The sequence below is a fragment of the Pseudomonas sp. BF-RE-21 genome, from assembly GCF_019947305.1.
GTDB classification, from domain to species: domain Bacteria; phylum Pseudomonadota; class Gammaproteobacteria; order Pseudomonadales; family Pseudomonadaceae; genus Aquipseudomonas; species Aquipseudomonas migulae.
Genome location: NZ_JAGYGF010000034.1, coordinates 40,592 through 62,735 on the forward strand (window position 1 = coordinate 40,592; position 22,144 = coordinate 62,735).

General features: G+C 60.1%; 20 protein-coding genes. 9 read left to right on the forward strand and 11 right to left on the reverse strand.

All coding sequences use genetic code 11. From position 1 onward, the window contains the following. Positions 1-373: 373 nt before the first annotated feature. From emhC to emhA, 3 genes are read right to left on the reverse strand one after another with little or no spacing between them, the layout of a single operon-like run. Positions 374-1,834, reverse strand: a complete 1,461-nt coding sequence (gene emhC / locus KGB25_RS20205) for an efflux RND transporter outer membrane subunit EmhC (protein WP_192228652.1) — start codon at positions 1,832-1,834, stop codon at positions 374-376. After that, complete coding sequence (gene emhB, locus KGB25_RS20210) at positions 1,834-4,995, reverse strand: efflux RND transporter permease subunit EmhB (protein ID WP_008039452.1); 3,162 nt, start codon at positions 4,993-4,995, stop codon at positions 1,834-1,836. The genes emhC and emhB overlap by 1 nt, the downstream gene beginning before the upstream one ends. A gap of 3 nt (positions 4,996-4,998) precedes the next feature. Next, positions 4,999-6,156, reverse strand: coding sequence for an efflux RND transporter periplasmic adaptor subunit EmhA (gene emhA, locus KGB25_RS20215; RefSeq protein ID WP_008025666.1), 1,158 nt, complete (start codon positions 6,154-6,156; stop codon positions 4,999-5,001). A 268-nt stretch (positions 6,157-6,424) separates the two neighbouring features. Here emhA and emhR point away from each other — a divergent pair, with 268 nt between their 5' ends. Further along, complete coding sequence (gene emhR, locus KGB25_RS20220) at positions 6,425-7,057, forward strand: efflux system transcriptional repressor EmhR (protein WP_223436417.1); 633 nt, start codon at positions 6,425-6,427, stop codon at positions 7,055-7,057. A 191-nt stretch (positions 7,058-7,248) separates the two neighbouring features. On the opposite strand, the gene KGB25_RS20225 is transcribed toward emhR, so the two are convergent. From KGB25_RS20225 to KGB25_RS20245, 5 genes are all read right to left on the reverse strand, one after another. Further along, a complete protein-coding gene (locus KGB25_RS20225; protein WP_207286341.1) occupies positions 7,249-7,896 on the reverse strand; it encodes a hypothetical protein in 648 nt (215 codons plus the stop codon). Positions 7,897-7,947: 51 nt separating this feature from the next. Beyond that, positions 7,948-8,394, reverse strand: a complete 447-nt coding sequence (locus KGB25_RS20230; RefSeq protein WP_223436419.1) for a hypothetical protein — start codon at positions 8,392-8,394, stop codon at positions 7,948-7,950. Between the two features lie 146 nt (positions 8,395-8,540). Further along, complete coding sequence (locus tag KGB25_RS20235; protein ID WP_008039461.1) at positions 8,541-9,590, reverse strand: alkene reductase; 1,050 nt, start codon at positions 9,588-9,590, stop codon at positions 8,541-8,543. A 29-nt stretch (positions 9,591-9,619) separates the two neighbouring features. Then, positions 9,620-10,789 carry an MFS transporter gene (locus KGB25_RS20240; RefSeq protein WP_008039463.1) on the reverse strand — a complete coding sequence of 390 codons (1,170 nt, stop codon included), beginning with the start codon at positions 10,787-10,789 and terminating at the stop codon, positions 9,620-9,622. Between the two features lie 25 nt (positions 10,790-10,814). After that, on the reverse strand, positions 10,815-11,117 hold the full coding sequence (locus tag KGB25_RS20245; protein ID WP_008025677.1) for an ArsR/SmtB family transcription factor: 303 nt from the start codon (positions 11,115-11,117) through the stop codon (positions 10,815-10,817). Positions 11,118-11,273: 156 nt separating this feature from the next. Here KGB25_RS20245 and KGB25_RS20250 point away from each other — a divergent pair, with 156 nt between their 5' ends. Then, the gene (locus tag KGB25_RS20250; RefSeq protein WP_008039479.1) at positions 11,274-11,843 is read left to right on the forward strand and encodes an ACP phosphodiesterase; all 570 of its coding nucleotides are present in this window, start codon (positions 11,274-11,276) and stop codon (positions 11,841-11,843) included. Between the two features lie 110 nt (positions 11,844-11,953). On the opposite strand, the gene KGB25_RS20255 is transcribed toward KGB25_RS20250, so the two are convergent. Further along, positions 11,954-12,748, reverse strand: coding sequence for a lysophospholipid acyltransferase family protein (locus KGB25_RS20255; protein WP_223436421.1), 795 nt, complete (start codon positions 12,746-12,748; stop codon positions 11,954-11,956). Then, a complete protein-coding gene (gene olsB / locus KGB25_RS20260; protein WP_008025682.1) occupies positions 12,748-13,503 on the reverse strand; it encodes an L-ornithine N(alpha)-acyltransferase in 756 nt (251 codons plus the stop codon). Before olsB ends, KGB25_RS20255 begins: the two co-directional genes overlap by 1 nt. A gap of 154 nt (positions 13,504-13,657) precedes the next feature. On the opposite strand from olsB, the gene KGB25_RS20265 reads away from it, so the two are divergent. The 5 genes from KGB25_RS20265 to KGB25_RS20285 all read left to right on the forward strand — a co-directional run bounded on the left by KGB25_RS20265 (position 13,658) and on the right by KGB25_RS20285 (position 18,133). Then, positions 13,658-14,536 carry an acyl-CoA dehydrogenase family protein gene (locus KGB25_RS20265; protein ID WP_223436422.1) on the forward strand — a complete coding sequence of 293 codons (879 nt, stop codon included), beginning with the start codon at positions 13,658-13,660 and terminating at the stop codon, positions 14,534-14,536. Between the two features lie 155 nt (positions 14,537-14,691). Then, a complete protein-coding gene (locus KGB25_RS20270; RefSeq protein ID WP_223436425.1) occupies positions 14,692-15,789 on the forward strand; it encodes a serine hydrolase domain-containing protein in 1,098 nt (365 codons plus the stop codon). After that, complete coding sequence (locus tag KGB25_RS20275) at positions 15,786-16,115, forward strand: hypothetical protein (protein WP_008039483.1); 330 nt, start codon at positions 15,786-15,788, stop codon at positions 16,113-16,115. Before KGB25_RS20270 ends, KGB25_RS20275 begins: the two co-directional genes overlap by 4 nt. A 268-nt stretch (positions 16,116-16,383) precedes the next feature. Further along, positions 16,384-16,974, forward strand: coding sequence for a YceI family protein (locus KGB25_RS20280; protein WP_223436427.1), 591 nt, complete (start codon positions 16,384-16,386; stop codon positions 16,972-16,974). 1 nt (position 16,975) lies between these two features. Continuing rightward, positions 16,976-18,133, forward strand: a complete 1,158-nt coding sequence (locus tag KGB25_RS20285) for a phospholipase D-like domain-containing protein (protein ID WP_223436430.1) — start codon at positions 16,976-16,978, stop codon at positions 18,131-18,133. A 140-nt stretch (positions 18,134-18,273) separates the two neighbouring features. Here KGB25_RS20285 and bglX read toward each other — a convergent pair whose 3' ends face one another. Further along, the gene (bglX, locus tag KGB25_RS20290) at positions 18,274-20,565 is read right to left on the reverse strand and encodes a beta-glucosidase BglX (RefSeq protein ID WP_223436432.1); all 2,292 of its coding nucleotides are present in this window, start codon (positions 20,563-20,565) and stop codon (positions 18,274-18,276) included. Between the two features lie 239 nt (positions 20,566-20,804). Here bglX and KGB25_RS20295 point away from each other — a divergent pair, with 239 nt between their 5' ends. Together KGB25_RS20295 and KGB25_RS20300 are read left to right on the forward strand one after the other, a co-directional pair. Next, positions 20,805-21,413 carry a LemA family protein gene (locus KGB25_RS20295; protein ID WP_008025694.1) on the forward strand — a complete coding sequence of 203 codons (609 nt, stop codon included), beginning with the start codon at positions 20,805-20,807 and terminating at the stop codon, positions 21,411-21,413. A 34-nt stretch (positions 21,414-21,447) separates the two neighbouring features. Further along, the coding region (locus KGB25_RS20300; protein WP_223436434.1) for a TPM domain-containing protein at positions 21,448-22,144 on the forward strand (697 nt) is incomplete at its 3' end.

The window sequence follows — 22,144 nt, forward strand, 5'->3', positions numbered from 1 at the left end:
GCGAGATCAGCCGGACAGGGCGGGGCGCGGGGGCATGGTGTCGAACCTGTTGTTATTGGTTTTGTGTGGCGAATGGTGCGGGGAATGAACTGGATGGTTCAATTGGTAAAAGCGGGTTTTGGGCGATTATCGAACGCAACATTTGCTGGGTTTTTGTGTTGTTAATATTGGCCCCTTCGTCGGAATGCCGCCCAGACCAAGCCCGCTCCTACGGGTTAGCGTGGTTCACACATTTTGTGATCGACACGCAACCTGTAGGAGCGGGCTTGGTCTGGGCGGCATTCCGACGAAGGGGCCATAACAGACACCACAACTTTCCAGCAGACAACAAAAAGCCCACCAAACGGTGGGCTTCGTGTTTACAGCAATTCGATCAGAACAACTTCAGCTTCGGCGCTTCTTCTTTCAGCGGCTCGACTTTTGCTGTCTGCTCGTTCCAGCCACCGCCCAGTGCCTTGTACAGATTCACGGCGCTGGTCAGTTGCGCCAGGCGGTCGGTGATCAGCGCCTGTTGGGCACTGAACAGCTGACGCTGGGCATCGAGGAAGGTCAGGTTGCTGTCGACGCCGATGCGATAACGACGCTCCGCCAGACGGTAGTAGTCCTGGTTGGCGGTGACGAAATCACGCTGGGCCTGCAACTGCTCGGTGTAGGTCTGGCGGGCGGCCAGGCCGTCGGCGACTTCCTGGAAGGCCGTTTGAATGGACTTCTCGTAGTTCGCCACGCCGATGTCTTTCTGGATTTTCGAGTAATCCAGGCTGGCGCGCAGGCTGCCGGCGTTGAAGATCGGCAGGTTGATTTGCGGCTGGAACAACCACGTGCCCGAACCACCCTTGAACAGACCGGACAGGTCCGGGCTCAACGTACCGGCATTGGCGGTGAGGCTGATGCTCGGGAAGAACGCTGCACGCGCCGCGCCGATGTTGGCGTTGGCCGCTTTCAGGTTGTATTCGGCTTGCAGAATGTCCGGACGACGTTGCAGCAGATCCGACGGCAGGCCGGGCGGTACGTCGCTCAGCAAATCGTCAGACAGCGGCCTGGCTTCTCGCAGATTGGCCGGGATGCCGGTGCCGAGCAGCAGCACCAGGCTGTTTTCATCCTGGGCGACCTGGCGGGTGTAACGGGCCAGTTGCGCACGGGCGTTTTCTACCGAGGTGCGCGACTGCGCCAGGTCCAGCGCCGAGGCTACGCCCACTTCGTTGCTGCGCGCGGTGAGCTTGTAGCTCTCCTCGAACGCAGCGAGGGTGTCCTGAGTCAGCTTGCGCAGCTCTTTATCGGCCTGCCAGGTCAGGTAGGCATTCGCCACGCTGGCCACCAGGCTGATTTGTGTGCTGCGACGGCCTTCTTCGGTGGCGAAGTATTTTTGCAGGGCTTCTTCGTTCAGGCTGCGAACCCGACCAAACAGGTCGAGTTCATAGGCGCTGATGCCGACGGTGGCCGAGTAGGAACTGGTGATGCCTGCCTGACCGCTCTGCGAAGCGTCAGCCGGAACCCGCTGACGGCTGCCGGTACCGTTGGCCGAAACCGCCGGGAACAGGTCGGCACGCGAGATGCGGTATTGCGCAGCGAACGCGTCGATGTTCAGCGCCGCGACACGTAGGTCACGGTTGTTTTCCAGGGATAGCTGGATCAGCTGCTGCAGCGCAGGGTCATGGAAAAACTGCTTCCAGCCCTGTTCAGCGGCGGCCTGGTTCGGCGCCTGGGCCGGCGAATACGCCGGGCCTTGCGGGTACTGGGCGGCCACCGGCGCTTCAGGCTGCTGATAATCGGGTATCAGCGAGCAGCCGCTCAGCACGAAGGCCGCGACTGCGATGGAGAGTAGCGACTTGCTCATTAGCCAGCCTCTTTAGAAGGTTCAATAGCGTCGTCCTGATCGGCGATTTTTCGCTGACCCATGGCCGACACGGTGACGAAGAACAACGGGACCCAGAAGATCGCCAATACGGTGGCGGTGATCATACCGCCAATTACCACGGTACCGATGGCGTGTTGGCTGCCCGAGCCGGCGCCGCTGGAAATGGCCAGCGGCACTACGCCGAGAATGAACGCCAGGGAGGTCATGATGATCGGGCGCAAACGCATGCGGCAAGCCTCGATGGCAGCCTCCTGCAAGCTCTTGCCCTGTTCATGCAGATCCTTGGCGAACTCGACGATCAGAATGGCGTTTTTCGCCGCCAGACCGATGGTGGTCAACAGACCCACGAGGAAGTACACGTCGTTGGACAGACCCCGCAGGCTGGTGGCCATCAACGCACCGATAATCCCCAGTGGCACCACGAGCACCACGGCAATCGGAATCGACCAGCTTTCATACAACGCCGCCAGGCACAGGAACACCATCAGAATCGACAGCGCGAACAGTGCAGGCGCCTGGGAGCCCGCCAGTCGTTCTTCATACGACAGACCGGTCCAGGAAATACCGACACCGGCCGGCAGTTTCAGGGCAAGCGCCTCGACTTCGGCCATGGCTTCACCGGTGGAATAACCCGGGGCAGGGGAGCCGAGGATTTCCATCGCTTCTACGCCGTTGTAACGGGCCAGTTTTGGCGAACCGTAAATCCACTCACCCTTGGCAAACGCGGTGAAGGGAACCATGGTTCCGGTGCTGTTGCGCACGTACCACTTCTTCAGGTCTTCAGGGCTCATGCGCGCGCCGGGCTGGCCTTGCACGTAAACCTTCTTCACACGACCACGGTCGATGAAGTCGTTCACATAGCTACTGCCCAAGGCAATCGACAAGGTGTTGTTGATGTCGGCGATGGTAACGCCCAGCGCACTGGCCTTCTCGTCGTCGATTTCCAACTGGAATTGCGGCTCGTCGTTCAGACCGTTCGGGCGTACTTGCGCCAGCACTTTGCTCTGCGCCGCCATGCCGAGGAACTGGTTACGGGCAGCCATCAGCTTTTCGTGACCGATACCGGCGCGGTCTTGCAGGAACACGTCGAAACCGGTGGCGTTACCCAGCTCCAGCACCGCTGGCGGTGCGAAAGCGAACACCATGGCGTCACGGAAGGTGAAGAAGTGCTGTTGCGCACGGGCCGCGACTTTGAACACGTTGTTGTCGGCGTTACGTTCGTGCCACGGCCTCATCATGATGAACGCCATACCCGAACTCTGGCCACGGCCGGCGAAGTTGAAGCCGGTCACGGTAAACACCGAGTTCACCGCATCGCCTTCACCGCCATCCTTGCTTGGACGCAGCAGGAATTCACGCATCTCGTCCACGACGACCTGAGTGCGCTGGGCAGTCGAGCCGGCCGGGGTCTGCACTTGAGCAAACAGTACGCCCTGGTCTTCCTCCGGGAGGAACGAGGAAGGAATACGCATGAACAACCAGATCATGCCGATGACGATGATCACGTAGGCCAGCAGGTACGGCGCCTTGTTGCGCAGAATGTTGCCGACGCCACGCTCGTAGCTTTTCACGCTACGGTCGAAGTTGCGGTTGAACCAGCCGAAGAAGCCGCGTTTCGGCACGCCATGCTCGCCCTTGGGAATGGCTTTGAGCATGGTGGCGCAGAGCGCCGGAGTGAAGATCAGCGCGACCAGTACCGACAGGGCCATGGCCGAGACGATGGTGATCGAGAACTGCTTGTAGATCACACCCGTGGAACCGCCGAAGAACGCCATCGGCAACAGTACCGCCGAGAGCACCAGGGCAATACCGACCAGCGCACCCTGGATCTGCCCCATGGATTTCTTGGTGGCCTCCTTGGGTGACAGGCCTTCTTCGCTCATGACCCGTTCGACGTTTTCCACCACGACGATGGCATCGTCCACCAGCAGGCCGATGGCCAACACCATACCGAACATGGTCAGGGTGTTGATGCTGAAACCGAACGCCGCGAGGATGCCGAACGTACCCAGCAATACCACCGGCACGGTCATCGTGGTGATGACGGTGGCGCGGAAGTTCTGCAGGAACAGGAACATCACCAGGAACACCAGCACGATCGCTTCGACCAGGGTTTCCACCACACCCTTGATCGACTCGGTCACCACTGGCGTGGTGTCGTACGGGAACACCACTTCCATCCCTTGCGGGAAGAACGGCTTGAGGCTGTCAATGGTCTTGCGCAGCGCTTTCGCGGTGTCGAGGGCGTTGGCACCGTTGGCCAGTTTCACCGCCAGGCCGGAAGCCGGGGCGCCGTTGAACTGGGCGTTGATGCTGTAGTTCTCGCCACCCAGACCGACGTCGGCGACATCTTTCAAGCGAACCTGGGAGCCGTCCTTGTTGACCTTGAGCAGGATTCTGTTGAATTGCTCAGCGGTCTGCAGGCGGGTCTTGCCGATGATCGTCGCGTTCAACTGAGTGCCGGGCAGGGCAGGCAGGCCGCCGAGCTGGCCGGACGATACCTGGACGTTTTGCGCGGCGATGGCGGTTTTGACGTCAATCGGGGTCAGGTTGAAGTTGTTCAACTTGGCCGGGTCGAGCCAGATACGCATGGCGTACTGGGAACCGAACACCTGGAAGTCGCCCACGCCGGCTGTCCGCGAGATCGGATCCTGCATGTTGGACACGATGTAGTTGGACAGGTCGTCCTTGGTCATGCTGCCGTCACGCGAGACCACGCCGATCACCAGCAGGAAGTTCTTCACGGCCTTGGTCACACGGATACCTTGCTGCTGTACTTCTTGCGGCAGCAGCGGGGTGGCCAGGTTCAGTTTGTTCTGGACCTGAACCTGCGCGGTATCGGAGTTGGTGCCTTGCTCGAAGGTCGCGGTGATCGTCATGGTGCCGTCGGAGTTACTTTCCGAGGACACATAACGCAGGTTGTCGATACCGTTGAGCTGCTGCTCGATCACCTGAACCACGGTGTCTTGCACGGTTTGCGCGGAAGCGCCCGGGTAAGCCACGGAAATGGCGATCGCCGGAGGCGCAATGCTCGGGTACTGGTTGATCGGCAACTTGAGGATCGATAGAGCCCCGACCAGCATGATCACCAGGGCAATTACCCAGGCGAAAATCGGACGGTCGATAAAAAATTTCGACATGGTTTACTCCCCTTTGCCGCTGGAAGCCTTGTTAGCTGCCTGTGCGGGGGCCGGGTTCTTTGCGCCAACGTTAGTCGCCTCAGTGGCCTTGACTTCAATGCCAGGTTTGACGAATTGCAGCCCTTCGGTGATCAGGCGATCGCCGGCTTTCAGGCCGTCCTCGATCAGCCACTGGCTGCCGACAGTGCGGCTGGCCTTGAGCTGACGCAGTTCGACCTTGTTGTCCGCACCGACGACCAGCGCGGTCGGGGAGCCTTTGAGGTCGCGGGTCACGCCTTGTTGCGGCGCCAGGATGGCGGCTGCATTCACGCCGGCCTGAAGCTGGGCGTGAACGAACATGCCGGGCAACAGGGTGTGATCAGGGTTCGGGAACACCGCACGCAGGGTCACGGAACCGGTGGTCTGGTCAACCGAGACTTCGGAGAATTCGAGCTTGCCGTCGAGCTTGTACTGGCTGCCGTCTTCGAGGGTCAGCTTGACCGCCGCCGAGTTGTCGCCGGCCTTTTGCAGACGACCGCTTTCCAGTTCGCGGCGCAGTTCAAGCAGCTCTACCGAGGACTGGGTGACATCGACGTAGATCGGGTCGAGTTGCTGGATCACCGCCATGGCGTCCGCCTGGCCACTGGTGACCAGTGCGCCTTCGGTCACGCTGGAACGACCGATGCGACCGGACAGTGGCGCATAGACCTTGGTGTAGCGCACATTGATCTGGGCGCTTTGCAGGGCGGCTTCCGATTGCAGGCGGTTGGCCTGTGCGGTGTCGTATTCCTGACGGCTCACAGCCTGTTCGTTGACCAGTTGCTTGTAGCGATCGGAGATCGACTTGGTCTGTTGCAGGTTGGCTTCGGCACTTTTCAGCGTGGCTTCATAGACGGCTGGATCGATCTGATACAGCTGTTGGCCGGCCTTGACGTCGCCGCCTTCCTTGAACAGACGTTTGAGAATGATGCCGTTGACCTGCGGGCGAACTTCCGCGATGCGGTAGGCGCTGGTGCGGCCCGGCAGCTCGGACGTCAGGGTGAAGGCTTGAGGTTGCAGGGTGACGACGCCGACCTGAGGCGGTGGAGCGGCCGGTGCCGCTTCTTCCTTTTTGCATCCGCTGAGCAGCGATGCCAAGGCGACGGCAGTGACCAGAGCGGTAACAGCTGGCTTGAATTGCATGAAAATCCTCGGGTCAGGCGCGCAAAAAAACGCACAAGAAAAGATGGAAGGTTAAAAATTGGGTACCGGGTGGATAAGTAGCTTGCTAAGGAATATACTTACATTCACGGTTGTTTGTAAATACCTTGGCTGTGTACCCTCGCTGTTACAGAGGCCGTCGCAAGGTTGGAATTGTAGGCCCGGGGACGAGTCCCAAGAGCGCTCGCCCCACTTTTATTCAGCTGATATTCAGACATCGCTGAAGCATCCTGATTGAGGTTGTACTGCCATGGTCCGTCGCACCAAAGAGGAAGCTCAAGAAACCCGCAGCCAGATACTCGAGGCGGCCGAAAAAGCCTTTTTCGAGCGGGGCGTGGCCCGCACGACGCTGGCGGACATCGCAACCCTGGCCGGCGTCACCCGTGGCGCCATCTACTGGCATTTCAGCAACAAGGCCGATCTGGTGCAGGCCATGCTCGACAGCTTGCATGAGCCCCTTGATGAGCTGGCCAAAGCCGCGGAGAGCGAAGACGAGCTCGATCCGCTGGGCTGCATGCGTCGGCTGCTGATTCATTTGTTTCATGAAGTTGCGCTGGACCCCAAGACCCGGCGCATCAACGAGATTCTGTTTCATAAGTGCGAATTCACCGATGAAATGTGCGATCTGCGCCAGCAGCGCCGAACGGCCAGCCTCGAATGCAACACGCGCATTGGCCTGACCTTGCGTAATGCCGTGAATCGCGGGCAGTTGCCGGAAAATCTCGACACCGCCCGTGCGGCCATCAGCATTCATGCCTATATAGATGGCCTGCTGTACCAATGGTTGCTCGCGCCGGACAGCTTTGAACTGCATATCGATGCCGAGCGTTGGGTCGATACCGGGCTGGACATGCTGCGTTTCAGTCCCAGCCTGCGAAAGTGAAGCAACATGCGTAATTGGATCCGTTTATGTCAATAGACGCGGGCGAAGATCAACTCTTCGCCCGCGTTGGCGTACTGGGGTGCTTTTATATAGGGACGCGCTCCGGGATGACAGGTAGCGAGCTACGTATTTTGTAGGAAATTTGTGTCGCAGATGTGAAAAGCCAAGAGCGATCCCCAGTGGTCGCTGCTTCAGCCCAGTGTGATTTCCACCTCGAAGTTGAAAGGCTGATCCTCTGCCATGCGGGTGATTTTGGTGGAACAATTGATTTTGGATGAGCCAATGGAGGTGACGGTGTTTTTTACCGTTGCCCTGTGTATTGGCGAAATAACGCCGAAGGATTTGTTCATGATCATGCCGAGGTCAAAACGTACCCCGACGTTCTGATCGATAAAATCCACAAACTGATTGAACATGATTTTGTTCTTCGGCCACGGCGCGGCGTACGTATAGGCAAAATCGGATTTGAATGCTGTCTTTGCGTGAGCCCGGAGCAGGAATGACTCACGCTCTGATGGGTGTAAAGGCAGGCTGGTTTGTGCGATTTTAAACGTGTGCGGTGTGTTGTTAATGAGTTTGACGATCACACGAGTGTTTTTCGAGCTTTCATCTTGATGTCGCCACTGTTCTATTTTCTGATTCAACTCGCGTTCTGATTCAATCTTTTCGAGGTAGCCGATTAATTCCACTTGGGCGATCCCGATCAACTCATCCAGTGCTTGCTGATTCTCTTCGCTGAATAGTAGTGGTGTCAGGTTGTAAAGTGTGCCAATGGAAGTGTAATTGAAAAACGATAGTAGATCTTCGTACTTGTTACTGGTTTCTTTGATGTCGTTCATGTCGATTCCTTTCGATCAAACACGTGGTTCCCGGTCTGGGTGGATTGCGGCTCAGCGATCCATGATGACGGCCAGCATGTTGTAGTTGTAGGGATAGTTATCGCTCGTGTCTTCAAGAAAAGACTGGCTGAAAATGGGGACTTCCCCAATGGACAACGCGTTGTGTTCCCAGAAGAAATCAACTTCCGGCCGCCGATGATTCAGGCGTTTACGGTGCGTGTATTGAAAAGCCGTTTTGATATGCACCGTCTGACGGTAATTGGTGTAAATGGCCTGAGCGCTGAAAACGGTTTTTCTGATGCCGTATTCGATATTAATGCCTTGCGGCAATTGTGGGTTGCCTTCCAAGACGATTAACTGAGTACTCAGTGGCATGATTTTGGAGGGGAAGGCTGGCGGGGTATCGTCCAGCATGACGTCGTTGCGCCATAATATCGAGTCTGTGAAGTTGCTAAGGGTTAATGTAAAAGCAAGTTTGTTTGCGGGGGAGTTGTCCATTTCAGATCACTTGTTGGTTATGTTGTTGTTTGAAATTAACCCCGCTATAAGTGCTGTTGCAATACAGATGTTGTTTCATTAGTTTAGCGTTTTCCAAATAAAAAACCCCGGGTGTTTCTACCCGGGGCTTTTTATTTAAACGGAGCTTACATTACCGGGTAGTCGATGTAGCCGACCGGGCCCTTGCCGTAGAACAGCTCCGGACGCGCTTCGTTCAGCGGCGCATCGGCTTTCAAGCGTGCCGGCAAATCCGGGTTGGCAATGAACGGCACGCCGAAGGCGACCGCGTCAGCCTTGCCGCTGGCCAGCCAGGCGTTGGCGCTGTCCTTGGTGAAGCGTTCGTTGACGATGTACGGACCGCCGAAGGCTTCCTTGATTTGCGGGCCGAGGCTGTCGGTGCCTTCTTTTTCGCGGGAGCAGATGAACGCGATGCCACGTTTGCCCAGTTCGCGAGCGACGTAGGTGAAGGTTTCGGCGAGGTTGTCGTCACCCATGTCATGGGAGTCGGCACGCGGTGCCAGGTGCACACCAACGCGGCCGGCGCCCCAGACTTCGATGGCGGCATCGGTCACTTCCAACAGCAGGCGAGCACGGTTTTCCACGGAGCCGCCGTATTGGTCGGTGCGCTGGTTGGTGCTGCTTTGCAGGAACTGGTCGAGCAGGTAACCGTTGGCGCCGTGGATTTCCACGCCGTCAAAACCGGCGGCCTTGGCGTTTTCGGCACCGATGCGGTAGGCGTCGACGATGTCGGCGATTTCAGCGGTTTCCAGGGCGCGCGGCGTCGGGTAATCGGCCAGTGGGCGAACCAGGCTGACATGGCCTTTGGGCTGGATGGCGCTCGGAGCGACCGGTTTTTCGCCGTTCAGGTACGACTCGTGGGAAACCCGGCCGACGTGCCACAGTTGCAGGAAGATCTTGCCGCCCGCGCCGTGGATCGCCTTGGTGACGTTGGTCCAGCCGCGCACTTGATCGTTGGACCAGATGCCCGGGGTGTCCGGGTAGCCAACGCCCATCGGCGTGACCGAGGTGGCTTCGCTGAGGATCAGGCCGGCCGAGGCGCGTTGAACGTAGTACTCGGCCATCAGCGCGTTCGGCACACGACCTTCGTCGGCGCGGCAGCGGGTCAGCGGAGCCATGATGATGCGGTTGGCCAACTCGAGGTCGCCCAGTTTGATCGGATCGAAAATAGTCGTCATGAAATGCACCCTCGTGAGGTATCAGTGAGTCAGTTGTTGGTAGCAGGGGCCAGTTCGGGATTACCGCTCTGACGGAAAGTAATCAGGGTCACCAGCAGGGCGAGTACCGCCAGCGCGGCCGCCGCCAGTGGCACGCTGGTCAGGCCGTAGCCGTGGGCGATGACGCTGCCGCCGACCCAGGCACCGAGTGCGTTGCCGACGTTGAAGGCGCCGATGTTCAGGGTTGAGACCAGGTTCGGTGCAGCCTTGCCGTAGGTCACCACGTTCACTTGCAGGGCGGGCACGGCGGCAAAGCACGCGGTGGCCCAGAGGAACAGGGTGATTTCGGTCGGGATCAGCGCAACGCTGGTCCAGGTCAGTACGGTGGACACCACGGCCATGCTGATGAACACCCCGATCAGCGTCGCCGCCAGGCCTTTGTCGGCCAGTTTGCCGCCGATGATGTTGCCGACCGTCAGGCCCAGGCCGATGAGCATCAGGGTCCAGGTCACGCCGCGTGGCGAGACGCCGGTCACCTCGCCCAGCAGCGGGGCGACGTAGGTGAACAAGGTGAACACCGACGCGGCGAACAGCGCGGTCATGCTCAACGACAGCCAGATGCCGGCGCCTTTGAGGGCACGCAGTTCGGCGCGCATGTCGAGTTTCTCTTCATCGCGCTTGGCCGGCAGGAAACGGATCAGGCCGATCAAGGCGATTACGCCGATAACGGTCACCGCCCAGAACGTCGAGCGCCAGCCGGCTTGTTGACCCAGCGCTGTGCCCAGCGGCACGCCGAGGACGTTGGCCAGGGTCAGGCCGGTGAACATCAGGGCCACGGCCGAAGCGCGTTTGTTGGCTGGCACCAAGCCTGCCGCCACGACCGAACCGATACCGAAGAACGCACCGTGGCAGAGGGCAGTCACCACTCGGGCGAACATCAGCACGTTGTAGTCACTGGCCACTGCGCAGAGCAGATTGCCGATGATGAATATCCCCATCAACGCCACCAGTGCGGCCTTGCGCGGCAGCCTGGCGGTGGCCAGTGCCATGAACGGCGCACCGATGGCCACGCCCAGGGCGTAACCGGTCACCAGCCAGCCGGCACCGGGGATCGACACACCGAGGTCGGCCGCCACATCGGGCAGCAGGCCCATGATGACGAACTCGGTGGTGCCGATGGCGAAGGCGCTCAAGGCCAGGATGAGGAGCGAGAGGGGCATTGTTGATTCCTTGTCAGCTTAAGGGTCAGAGCTCTTTGCTGAAGGTTTTGAGGAATTCCTGGATGGTTTCCTCGTTGCGTTTGAAAAAGTGCCACTGGCCGACTTTGCGGCTGCTGATCAGGCCGGCGCGTTGCAGGGTCGCCAGGTGTGCGGACACCGTGGACTGCGACAAACCGCACCGTTGATCGATCTGCCCGGCGCAGACGCCGTGCTCGTTGCTGTGGGTCTGGTCGGGAAATTCGACGTCCGGGTCTTTGAGCCAGTGCAGGATTTCTCGCCGTACTGGGTGTGCCAGGGCTTTTATTATTTCGTCGAGGTCGAGGTTCATGGCTTGGGGCTCGTGATGAGTAAAACGTTATATCGCGATGAAGCGAACTTTAAATCGGTATTTCGCGATATACCAATATGATTTTGATCTGATGACCGCGCAAATCGGTATATCGGGTTATAACGATATGAATGCCGCAGTGTTAAGCTGGGCGGCATGAACTATCTCGCACATCTTCACCTCGGTGGCCAGCGTCCCGGTCAATTGCTCGGCAGTCTGTATGGCGATTTCGTCAAAGGACGGCTGCAAGGGCAGTTCGACCCGGAGATCGAGGCGGCTATCCAGTTGCATCGCAGCATCGACGTGTTTACCGACCGCCATCCGATGGTGGACGTGGCGTTGTCGCGGTTTTCCCTGACCCGCCGGCGTTATGCCGGGATCGTGCTCGATGTGTTTTTTGACCATTGCCTGGCGCGGGACTGGACGCTGTATGCCGACCGGCCGTTGGCGCTGTTCACCGGCGATGTGTATCGGGTGCTGTCCAATGAGCCGCAATTACCGGAACGCCTGGCGAGGATTGCGCCGCACATGGTGGCGAATGACTGGTTGGGTTCTTACCGGGAATTCGACGTGTTGGAGCAGGTACTGCGGGGGATTTCGCGGCGGTTGACCAGGCCTGAAGAACTGGCGGCGGCGATGCAGGAGCTGCGGGTGTTGTATGAGCCGTTGAGCGAGGATTTTCGGTTGTTCTATCCTCAACTTCAGGATTTCGCCCGGAACCGCTGACACAAAACCTGTAGGAGCGAGGCTTGCCCGCGAAGAACGATAACGCGGTATATCAGTTACACCGCAGCGTTCCCTTCGCGGGCAAGCCTCGCTCCTACAGAAAGGCAGTGTTACGCGGCGATGAGTTCGCCGTGGCGCCGTGGCTCTGCCGGTTTCGCCACTTCGCCAAACAACACCTTCTGCACCGCCTGCTGCGCTTCGAACGCCAGCGCCGCACGTTCCCGGCCTTCGCAGGCAATCGGCTTAAGCAGATGAATCTCCACATCGCCCCGGTCATTGGCAAACAAGCGCATCAGGTGCGAGAGCAAGTCATCATCGCCAATGAACGGCGCAAGCGAATCGATTTCACCCTCGCGCAGGTAACGAATCGCCAACGGTTGCAGCTTCGCTTGCGAATCAATCGCCGCCGACAGCAAGCGACCATGGAAGGTGCGCAACGAACGGCCATCGGTGGTGGTGCCTTCCGGGAACATCAGCAGCGGATGCGCTTGCTCCAGGTGGCGCGTCATCTGTTTGCGGATCAACTGACTGTCACCCGAACCACGGCGGATAAACAGGCTGCCGGCCTTGGCCGCCAACCAACCTGCTACCGGCCAGGTGCGCACTTCGGCCTTGGACAGGAATGACATCGGCGTGAGCATGCCCAGCAGCGGAATGTCCGTCCAGGACACGTGGTTGCTGACCCAGAGCATCGGCTCCTTCGGCAATTCACCGTGCACGGTCACGCGAAAGGGCAGGGCATTCGCCAGGCGTGCCATGAAAAATCTCGACCAGCGCTGACGGCGGACCATCGAATGGGCGATGCCCAAGCGCTCGAACAAACCGAAGACACTGGCCATGCTCAACCCCAATGCCACCACGACCAACACTCGCGCAATCCGCGCGTACACCCGCAAGCGGCTCATTACACAGCCGCCTTGAAGTGTTTGGCGTAGCGCGGGCAGAGTTCGTCGCGTTTGAGCAGGATGAACACGTCGGCGACCTGGAAGTCTTCGTCCCAGCACGGCTCGCCGCAAATCTTCGCACCGAGGCGCATGTAGGCCTTGAGCAGCGGCGGCATTTCGGCGATGACGTTGGAGGGGATGTCCAGAACCGGCAACGGTTTTTTCGGTTCGGCGCGCAGGTTCTCGGTGCACAGGTAACGTTCGCGCAGACGCTGCATGATCGCGTGAGCCTGGATGCCGCCGTCTTGCATCGGGATGCTCGCGCAACCCATCAGATAACTGTAGCCGCCCTGGTTCAGGACTTCGGCCAGTTCACCCCAGAGCACGGCGATGGTGCCGCCGTTGCGGTAGGCCGGGTCGACACAGGTACGGCCGATTTCGAGGATCGGGCCTTTGAGTTGGATCAGGCCGTGCAGGCTGAATTCTTCTTCGCTGTAAAATTTGCCCAGGCTGCTGGCGGCGGTGTGGTCGAGCAAACGGGTGGTCGCCACCAGGCGCCCGGTGTTCAGGTCACGCACGCCGATGTGGGCGCAGTGAACATCATAGTCATCCATGTCCAGACCCAGTTCCGCGCCTTTGAGCTTGGCGTTGAACTCGCCGCTGAACACGTTGAAGCGCAAAGCCTGGGCTTCCTGCAAGGCCTCGGCGCCCACCAGGCGTTCGGCTTGCAGGCGGCGTTCATTGCCGGTGTCGCTGATGCGGGCGATCTGAGTCATTGCGATTCTCCGTGCGGGCTGGTCACCCGTCTTGGGTTAGAGCCGATCGACTTTCTTTATGCGGCCGTGTTGTGCAAAGTCAGGCTATGTAGCCCCGGTGTCATCGCCATGAAGCTTTGGTGATGCTTATATGACAGCCCACAAGGAGCCTCTTATGCCCTGGCAAACCCTGTTGAAACGCCGCGATCGCTTGCCCGCCAATCCGGACCTCGGTGAAGGCTTCGCGACCTTGTTGCAGCAGTTGGGCACGGTCACGCCGTTTGAGTTGGCGGTGGGCGGTGGACGCCTGATGGCGACGCCGGGGCTGGCGTTTCTGGTGGGCTATCAGGCGGCTTTGCGCATGCTGTGGCCGAGCGCGCCGCCGAGTCTTGGCGCGTTGTGCGCGACCGAACAGCGCAGCCTGCGGGTGGCGGACATGCAGACGCGCCTGAGCGAACTGCGCCTGAGCGGACGCAAGGATTTCGTGACCGCCGGCGATGCGGCCGACTGGCTGCTGATCGCTGCGCGCAGTGAAGCGCCTGGCGAGTCGCCGCGCCTGAGCCTGGCGGTGGTTTATCCCGGTGAGCCGGGTGTGCGCCTGGAAAAACTCCCGCCGATCCCGCTGATGCCGGACATCAGTCATGGCCGGCTGTTTCTCGACCATGCCTTGTGTGAATTGCTGGCGGGGGATGGCTGGGATGCGTACGTCAAACCGTTCAGAACGCTGGAAGACGTCTATGTGTTGAGCGCGATGACAGCGTGGTTGTATGGCGTCGGCCAGGACAGCGACTGGCCGCAGGCCTTGCAGTTGCGTTTGCTGGCGCTGTTGGCCGGGTGTGCGGAAATGAGCCGTCAGGCGCCGAACAATCCGGCGGGGCATGTGTTGCTGGGCGGGTTGTTTGCGCAGTTCGACGGGTTGAAGGTTGAGGTGAGCCAGGCATTGGCCGATGGCCCGCCACAGTGGGCGGCGATGTGGCAGCGGGATCAGGCGGTGATGGATTTGGCGGCGGGGGCGCGGGGCAAGCGGTTGGCCAAGGCGTTGGCGGCGATCTGACGGGCCTCTTCGCGGGCAAGCCTCGCTCCTACAGGGACGGTGCAATCCGTAGGAGCGAGGCTTGCCCGCGAAGGCGTCTTCATTGACGACACAAATTTTAGATCTGTCATAAACCTCAACTAGGCTCAGCAAGCCAATCCCGCCGAGCCCCCACCATGTTCAAAGGCTTGTCCCTGTTTTTCATGCTGCTGTTGCTCAGCCTCTCGACCCAGGCCGAAACCTGGCCCGCCGAGCAATGGTCGACTGGCCCGACCCCGAGCGGCCCGGCGCTGCAAGCCCTGGAAACCTACGCCTTCCCACCCCGAGATGACATCAGCCGAAAAGGCATCCGCACCGACGCCTTGCTGGTGATCCGCGACGGTCAGTTGATCTACGAACGCTACGCCGGCCCGACCAGCGCCGACACGCCGCACCTGACCTGGTCGATCAGCAAGAGCCTCATGGCCACGGTGCTCGGCGTCGCCTATGGCGAAGGCCTGTTCAAATTGCAGGACCCGGCGCTGAAGTTCTATCCAGCGCTGGAAAAACACCCGGCGATCACCCTGGCCGATCTGCTGCACTGGGCCTCGGGCCTGGACTGGCAGGAAGACTATGAATACGCACCGTTGAAGTCCTCGGTGGTGGCGATGCTCTACACCCGCGGCCATCACGACATGGCCGCCTTCACCACTGATCACGCCGAGTACGCCAAACCCGGCCAGGCTTTTCGCTATTCCAGCGGCGACAGCAATCTGTTGTCTGCGGCGCTGAAGAACATCGTCGGCCCTGCGCGTTATCCCGACTATCCATGGTCCGCGCTGTTCGAGCCGCTGGGGATTCGTCACGCGGTGTGGGAAACCGACGGCACGGGCACTTTCGTTGCCTCGTCCTATGCCTACCTCACCGCCCGCGACCTGGCGCGAGTCGGCCTGTTGATGGCGCGTGACGGCCGTTGGGGGGACCGGCAATTGCTGCCCAAAGACTGGGTCACCTTCAATCGCGAGCCCTTCGCTCACTATCAAGCGAATCAGGACGACGCTGTGCCAGGCGGTCAGTGGTGGCTCAACCGCGCCGTGGATGGCGCCGCACAACCCTGGCCCGATGCACCCCCCGACACCTTCGCCGCACTTGGCCATTGGGGCCAGGCGATGTATGTGATCCCCAGCGAAAAACTGGTGATCGTGCGCTACGGCGACGACCGCGACGGTAGCTACAGCCACAACGCATTGCTCAACCTTGCGCGCAAGGCATTCGCCGGGAAGGTGCAGCCATGAGCCGTCGCCCGTTTGTCCGCCGCCGACCGTTCAGCTCACTGTTGTTGATCCTGCTGATCGCCTTGCTTGGCTGGATCTGGCACGAGCGTGTGGCGCTATGGGCCTTCCCGGACATCATCAGCGCCTACACCGCCAAGGAATACTGCTCGTGCCGATACGTGATGAACAACGACGCCGAGTATTGCCGTGGCTATGTGAAGCAATGGCTGCCCTTCAGCGGTTTTGCCGATGACGCCGCCGGCAAACGCGTGACGGTCAGCGGCATGGGGCGCAGCAACAGCGCGCAATGGATCGGCGAACACCAAGGCTGCCGCCTGCAACCCTGACAGGTCGTCTTTGTAGGAGCCGGCTTGCCGGCGATGGCGATCTCAGGGACGCCATCGCCAGCAAGCCGGCTCCTACGGATTTGCGGTGTGCTCAAGAATTGAAGGTTCACGCCAAACCTGTAGGAGCCGGCTTGCTGGCGATGGCGATCTCAGGAACGCCATCGCCGGCAAGCCGGGCTCCTACAAGGGTGGTCTTCAATCTTCGCGGTTTGCAATGCGCTCGCGGACGGTTAAGGTTCGTTCAGGTTTATCTGCCCCACGAGTCTTTATGTTCAAGCGGTCCCTCACCAAAACCCTCGCCTTTGTGCTGCTGGCCAGCGCTACTTTGTCGGCTCAGGCCAATTGGTACCTGGACGGCGAATCCTCGCGGCTGTCATTTGTCAGCACCAAAAACGCCAATGTTTCCGAAGTGCAGCGCTTCCTGGTGCTGCATGGCAAGGTCAGTCCCAAAGGCCTGGCCGAGGTGGAAGTCGAGCTGGATTCGATAAACAGCGGCATCCCCTTGCGTGACGAACGCATGCGCAAAGAGCTGTTCGAGATCCAGACCTTTCCCGAAGCGTTGATCACTGCGCAGATTGATTTGCGCCCGATCAACGACCTCGCCCCCGGCGCGCAACTCGAACTGCGCTTGCCGGTCACCGTCAACCTCCACGGCAAAACCCGTGAGTACAACGCCGAGCTGTTGGCGACTCGCCTCGATGACCGGCGCTTTCAGGTGGTGACGCTCGAACCGCTGGTGATCAACGCCGAGGATTTTGATCTGGCGCCGGGGCTGGACAGCTTGCGCAAGGTCGCCGGGTTGTCGGCTATCAGTCTGTCGGTGCCGGTGGGTGCGGTACTGATTTTCACGGCGCGCTGACATGGCCGGCGCGATTTTTCCCTGGCGTGAAGGCAACAGCTTCGAACTGCTGATCGACGGTCCGCAGTTCTTTCCGCGGATGTTGGTCGCGATTGCGCGCGCCGAGGAACAAGTCGAACTGGAGCTGTACCTGGTGGAGGCGGGCGCGTGTGCCGAGGCCATGGTTCAGGCACTGGTCCAGGCCGCCGAGCGCGGCGTGCGGGTGCGCTGCCTGTTCGATGATTACGGCAGCCTCGCGTTTACCCTGACCTTGCGTCAGCGGCTGATGGCGGCCGGCGTAGAGCTGCGCTTCTACAATCGCCTGAGCTGGCGGCGCTGGGTCGGTAATTTCTACCGCGATCATCGCAAGCTGTTGCTGGTCGATCAGAGCATGGCCGTGGTCGGCGGCACCGGTGTCACCGATGAGTTCTGGACGCCGGGCGAAGACGCCAGCGAATGGCACGAAGTGATGGTGGAAATCACCGGTCCTCTGGTCATCGACTGGCAGTTGTTGTTCGATCGCCAATGGATCGCCAACCGCCATCGCCGCGCCTGGAAACCTGCCTCGCATTTCGGTTTGCCGCGATTGCCCCGTGTGCCGCCGATGGGCGAGGGCATGGGCCGGGTCGCGTATGCCGACGCCCGCCAGCACCGCGACATCCTGCAATCGCTGGTTCGTGCGCTTAACAGCGGGCAAAAGCGAATCTGGCTGGCCACACCGTATTTCCTGCCGACCTGGAAAGTCCGCCGCTCGTTGCGCCGGGCGGCAGCTCGAGGCGTTGATGTGCGTCTGTTGTTGACCGGTCCGCGCACCGATCACCCGTCGGTGCGTTATGCCGGGCATCGTTACTACCCGCGATTGCTCAAGGCCGGGGTGCAGATCTTCGAATACCAGCCGTGTTTCCTGCACCTGAAAATGGTGCTGGTCGATGATTGGGTGAGCATTGGCTCATGCAACTTCGATCACTGGAATCTGCGTTTCAACCTGGAAGCCAATCTTGAAGCGCTGGACCCGGGGCTGACGCGTGCGGTGGCGGCGAGTTTCGAGCGGGACTTCGCATTGAGCCAGGAAGTGAGCCTGGAGGCCTGGCAACGCCGGCCGCTGTGGCGGCGGGTGAAGCAGAGGATCTGGGGATGGGTGGATCGGCTGGTGGTGAATCTGCTGGATCGACGGGGCTAACCACGGACTTCTGAACGCCACAAACCATTGTGGGAGCGGGCTTGCCCGCGATGGCGGCCTAACAGTCAACGTAGATGTTAAATGTTATGGCCCCATCGCGGGCAAGCCCGCTCCCACAGGTTTTTGTGGCGTTTGAAGGGTTACAGGAGTTCGAAGCTCTGCTGCGTCACGTCCTGGGAATCCAGGCCGATCTGCACGTTGAACTTGCCTGGCTCTGCTGCGTACTTCAACTGAGCGTTGAAGAACTTCAGGTCATCCTCGGTGATGGTGAAGTGCACGACTTTCTGTTCGCCGGCCTTGAGCGTGATTTTCTGGAAGTTCTTCAGTTCCTTCAGTGGCCGGATCATCGAGCCGGTCACGTCCTGGATGTACAACTGCACCACGGTTTCGCCGTCGCGCTTGCCGGTGTTTTTCACCATGACGCTGGCGTCGAGCTTGCCGGTCTTGTTCAGCGTGGTCGATGACAGGGCCATGTCGGTCAGGCTGAAATCGGTGTAGCTCAGACCGAAGCCGAACGGAAACAGGGGGCCGGTGGTGTCATCGAAATACTGCGAGGTGTAGTTGCCCGGTTTGCCCGGCGTGAACGGCCGGCCAATGCTCAGGTGGTTGTAGTAGGTCGGAATCTGGCCCACCGAACGCGGGAAGGTGATCGGCAGTTTGCCCGACGGGTTGTAGTCGCCGAACAAAACGTCGGCGATGGCGTTGCCGCCTTCAGTGCCGCTGAACCAGGTTTCCAGAATCGCGTCAGCCTGTTCCTTCTCCTGGAGAATCGACAGCGGACGTCCGTTCATCAACACCAGCACCAGTGGTTTTCCAGTGGCCTTCAAGGCGCGAATCAGTTCACGCTGGTTTTCCGGAATATTCAGGTCGGTACGGCTGGAGGACTCGTGGGACATGCCACGGGATTCGCCCACGGCTGCCACCACCACATCGGCATCCTTGGCGGCTTTCACCGCTTCGTCGATCAGCACTTGCGCCGAGCGCGGGTCATCGACCACTTCCGGGGCATCGAAGTTGAGGAAGTTCAGGTAGTCCAGCGCCTTCTTGTCGCTGGTGATGTTGGCGCCACGGGCGTAGATCAGCGTCGACTGCGCACCGAGTGCGGTGGTCATACCGTCAAACAGTGTCACCGATTGCGCAGGGCGACCGTTGGCGGCCCAACTGCCCATCATGTCGATCGGTGCCTTGGCCAACGGACCGACCAGCATGATTTTCGCGGTTTTCTTCAGCGGCAGGGTTTCGCCCTGGTTCTTCAGCAACACCAGGCTGCGGCGCGCAACGTCGCGGGCCTCGGCGCGGTGCAGGCGGCTGTCGGCGTTAGTGTCGACCGGATCATCTTCAGCCTTGCCGATGCGCAGGTACGGGTCCTTGAACAGGCCCATGTCGTACTTGGCATCGAGCACTGCGCGCACGGCATTATCGATGTCGCTCTGCTGGATCTCGCCGGCCTTGAGCAGCCCTGGCAGCTCCTTGCCGTAGAGCGTGTCGTTCATGCTCATATGAATGCCGGCCTTGATCGCCAGCTTCGCGGCTTCGCGGCCATCAGCGGCAACGCCGTGCTTGATCAGCTCGAAAATCGCCCCGTGGTCGCTGACCGCCAGGCCTTTGAAGCCCCATTCCTTGCGCAACAGGTCGTTCATCAGCCAGGTGTTGGCGGTGGCCGGTATGCCGTTGATCGAGTTCAACGCGACCATGACCCCGCCGGCACCGGCGTCAATCGCGGCGCGGTACGGTGGCAGGTAATCCTGGTACATCTTGACCGGGCTCATGTCGACGACGTTGTAGTCGCGACCGCCCTCGACCGCGCCATACAAGGCGAAGTGCTTGACGCTGGCCATAATGCTGTCGGCCGCGTTCGCGCCGGCGCCCTGGAATGCCTTGACCATCACGCCGGCGATGCGCGACACCAGATAGGTGTCTTCACCGAAACCTTCGGAAGTACGGCCCCAGCGCGGGTCGCGGGAGATGTCGACCATCGGCGCAAAAGTGAGGTCGACGCCGTCCGACGAAGCTTCCTTGGCGGCGATGCGCCCGGACAGGCCGATGGCGTCCATGTCCCAGCTCGAAGCGAGGGCAATAGGGATCGGGAAAATCGTGCGGTGGCCGTGGATCACGTCGTAGGCGAAGAACATCGGGATCTTCAACCGGCTGCGCATCGCCGCATCCTGCATCGGACGGTTTTCCGGGCGGGTAATCGAGTTGAACGTACCGCCGATGTTACCGGCGGCAATTTCCTTGCGGATCAGCTCCCGAGGCATTTCCGGGCCGATGCTGATCAGGCGCAACTGGCCGATTTTTTCATCGAGGGTCATCTGCTTCATCAGGTTGCTGATGAAAGCGTCCTTGTTTTCCAGAGGTGTGGGCGTCGTGGCGGCCAATACGTTATGACTGGCCAGGCTGACGAACAGGCCCAGCAAACACAGCTTCTTCATGAATGGTTTTCTCAAAAGCCCAAACGGCAGTGAATACGCGCCGGTCAGCCAAAATTTAGGGAGCGACTATTGTTGTTCAGGTAAATGCGGGCACACTTGCGCGGTGTTTTCGCGCAGGGGCATCTTTTAGCCCATTGGCTCGATGCAATCCAGTAGCGGCGGCAGATTATGCCCGAAGTGTCCGGTCAGGAGGTTGCTGGTTGTTTTTTCAACGGAATGTGCACGGGAGCGTCAACCAGATGAATGTACGACATCACACTCGGTCGAGCCTGCAGGTCGCAGCCTTGATGTTGCTGACCACGTTGCTGGCCGGTTGCGGCATCAACAATATTCCGACCCTCGACGAACAAGCCAAGGCCGCCTGGGGCCAGGTGCAGAACCAGTACCAGCGCCGCGCCGACCTGATCCCCAACCTGGTGGAAACCGTCAAGGGCTATGCGAAACACGAGGAGGAAACCCTGACCGCGGTGATCGAAGCCCGGGCCAAGGCGACGTCCATTCAGGTGGATGCCAGCACCCTCGACAACCCCGAGAAACTCAAGCAGTTCCAGCAGGCGCAGGATCAGTTGACCGGTGCCTTGAGCCGTTTGATGGTGGTGTCCGAGCGTTATCCGGACCTCAAGGCCAACCAGAATTTCCTGGCGTTGCAATCGCAACTGGAAGGCACCGAGAATCGCATCGCCGTGGCGCGTCGGGATTTCATTCTCGCCGTGCAGAACTACAACACCGAAATCCGCACCTTCCCGGGCCGCTTGTGGCACACCGTGATGTACAGCGACTTGCCGATCCGCGAAACCTTTGAAGCCACCACCCCCGGTGCCGAGAAAGCGCCTGAAGTGAAGTTCTGACCGGCTAGAAGCATTACCACGGATGAGGTTGCCAATGCGCGTGTTGAATGTGGGCCTGGCGCTGTTGCTTTGGGTGTTTGCTGCCACGGCCCAGGCCGAGCTGAAGTTTCCGGAGCTGACCGGGCGGGTGGTGGACAACGCCGGGATGATCGAGCCGTCGGTGCGCGAGCAGCTGACGCAACAGCTCAATGCCCATGAAAAGGCCACCGGCGAGCAGTTGGTGGTGGTGACGTTGCCGGACTTGCAGGGCGCCGAGATTGCCGACTTCGGTTACCAACTCGGGCGCCATTGGGGCATCGGCCAGAAGGACAAGAACAATGGCGCGCTGCTGATCGTCGCCCGTGATGAGCGCAAGCTGCGGATTGAAGTCGGTTATGGCCTGGAAGATCGCCTGACCGATGCGCAGAGTTCGGTGATCATCCATCAGGTGATCACCCCGGCGTTCAAGGCCGGTAACTTCAGCAAGGGCATCAGCGACGGGGTCGCGGCGATGCTGGTGGTGTTGGGCGGCAGCCCGCTGGATGAACCGTCGACTATTTATGAGTCGGGCGGCGATCAGGACGGTGATTTTGTTTCCCGACACCCGGGGATTTTCGTGTTTCTGGTGGTGCTGTTCATCCTGACGATATTCGTCTTGCAGATGTTCGGGGTTCTGCCGGCGGGCCGAGGCGGGTCGGGTGGTTCGAGTGGTGGTTTCGGCGGTGGTGGTTTTGGCGGCGGCGGTGGAGGCG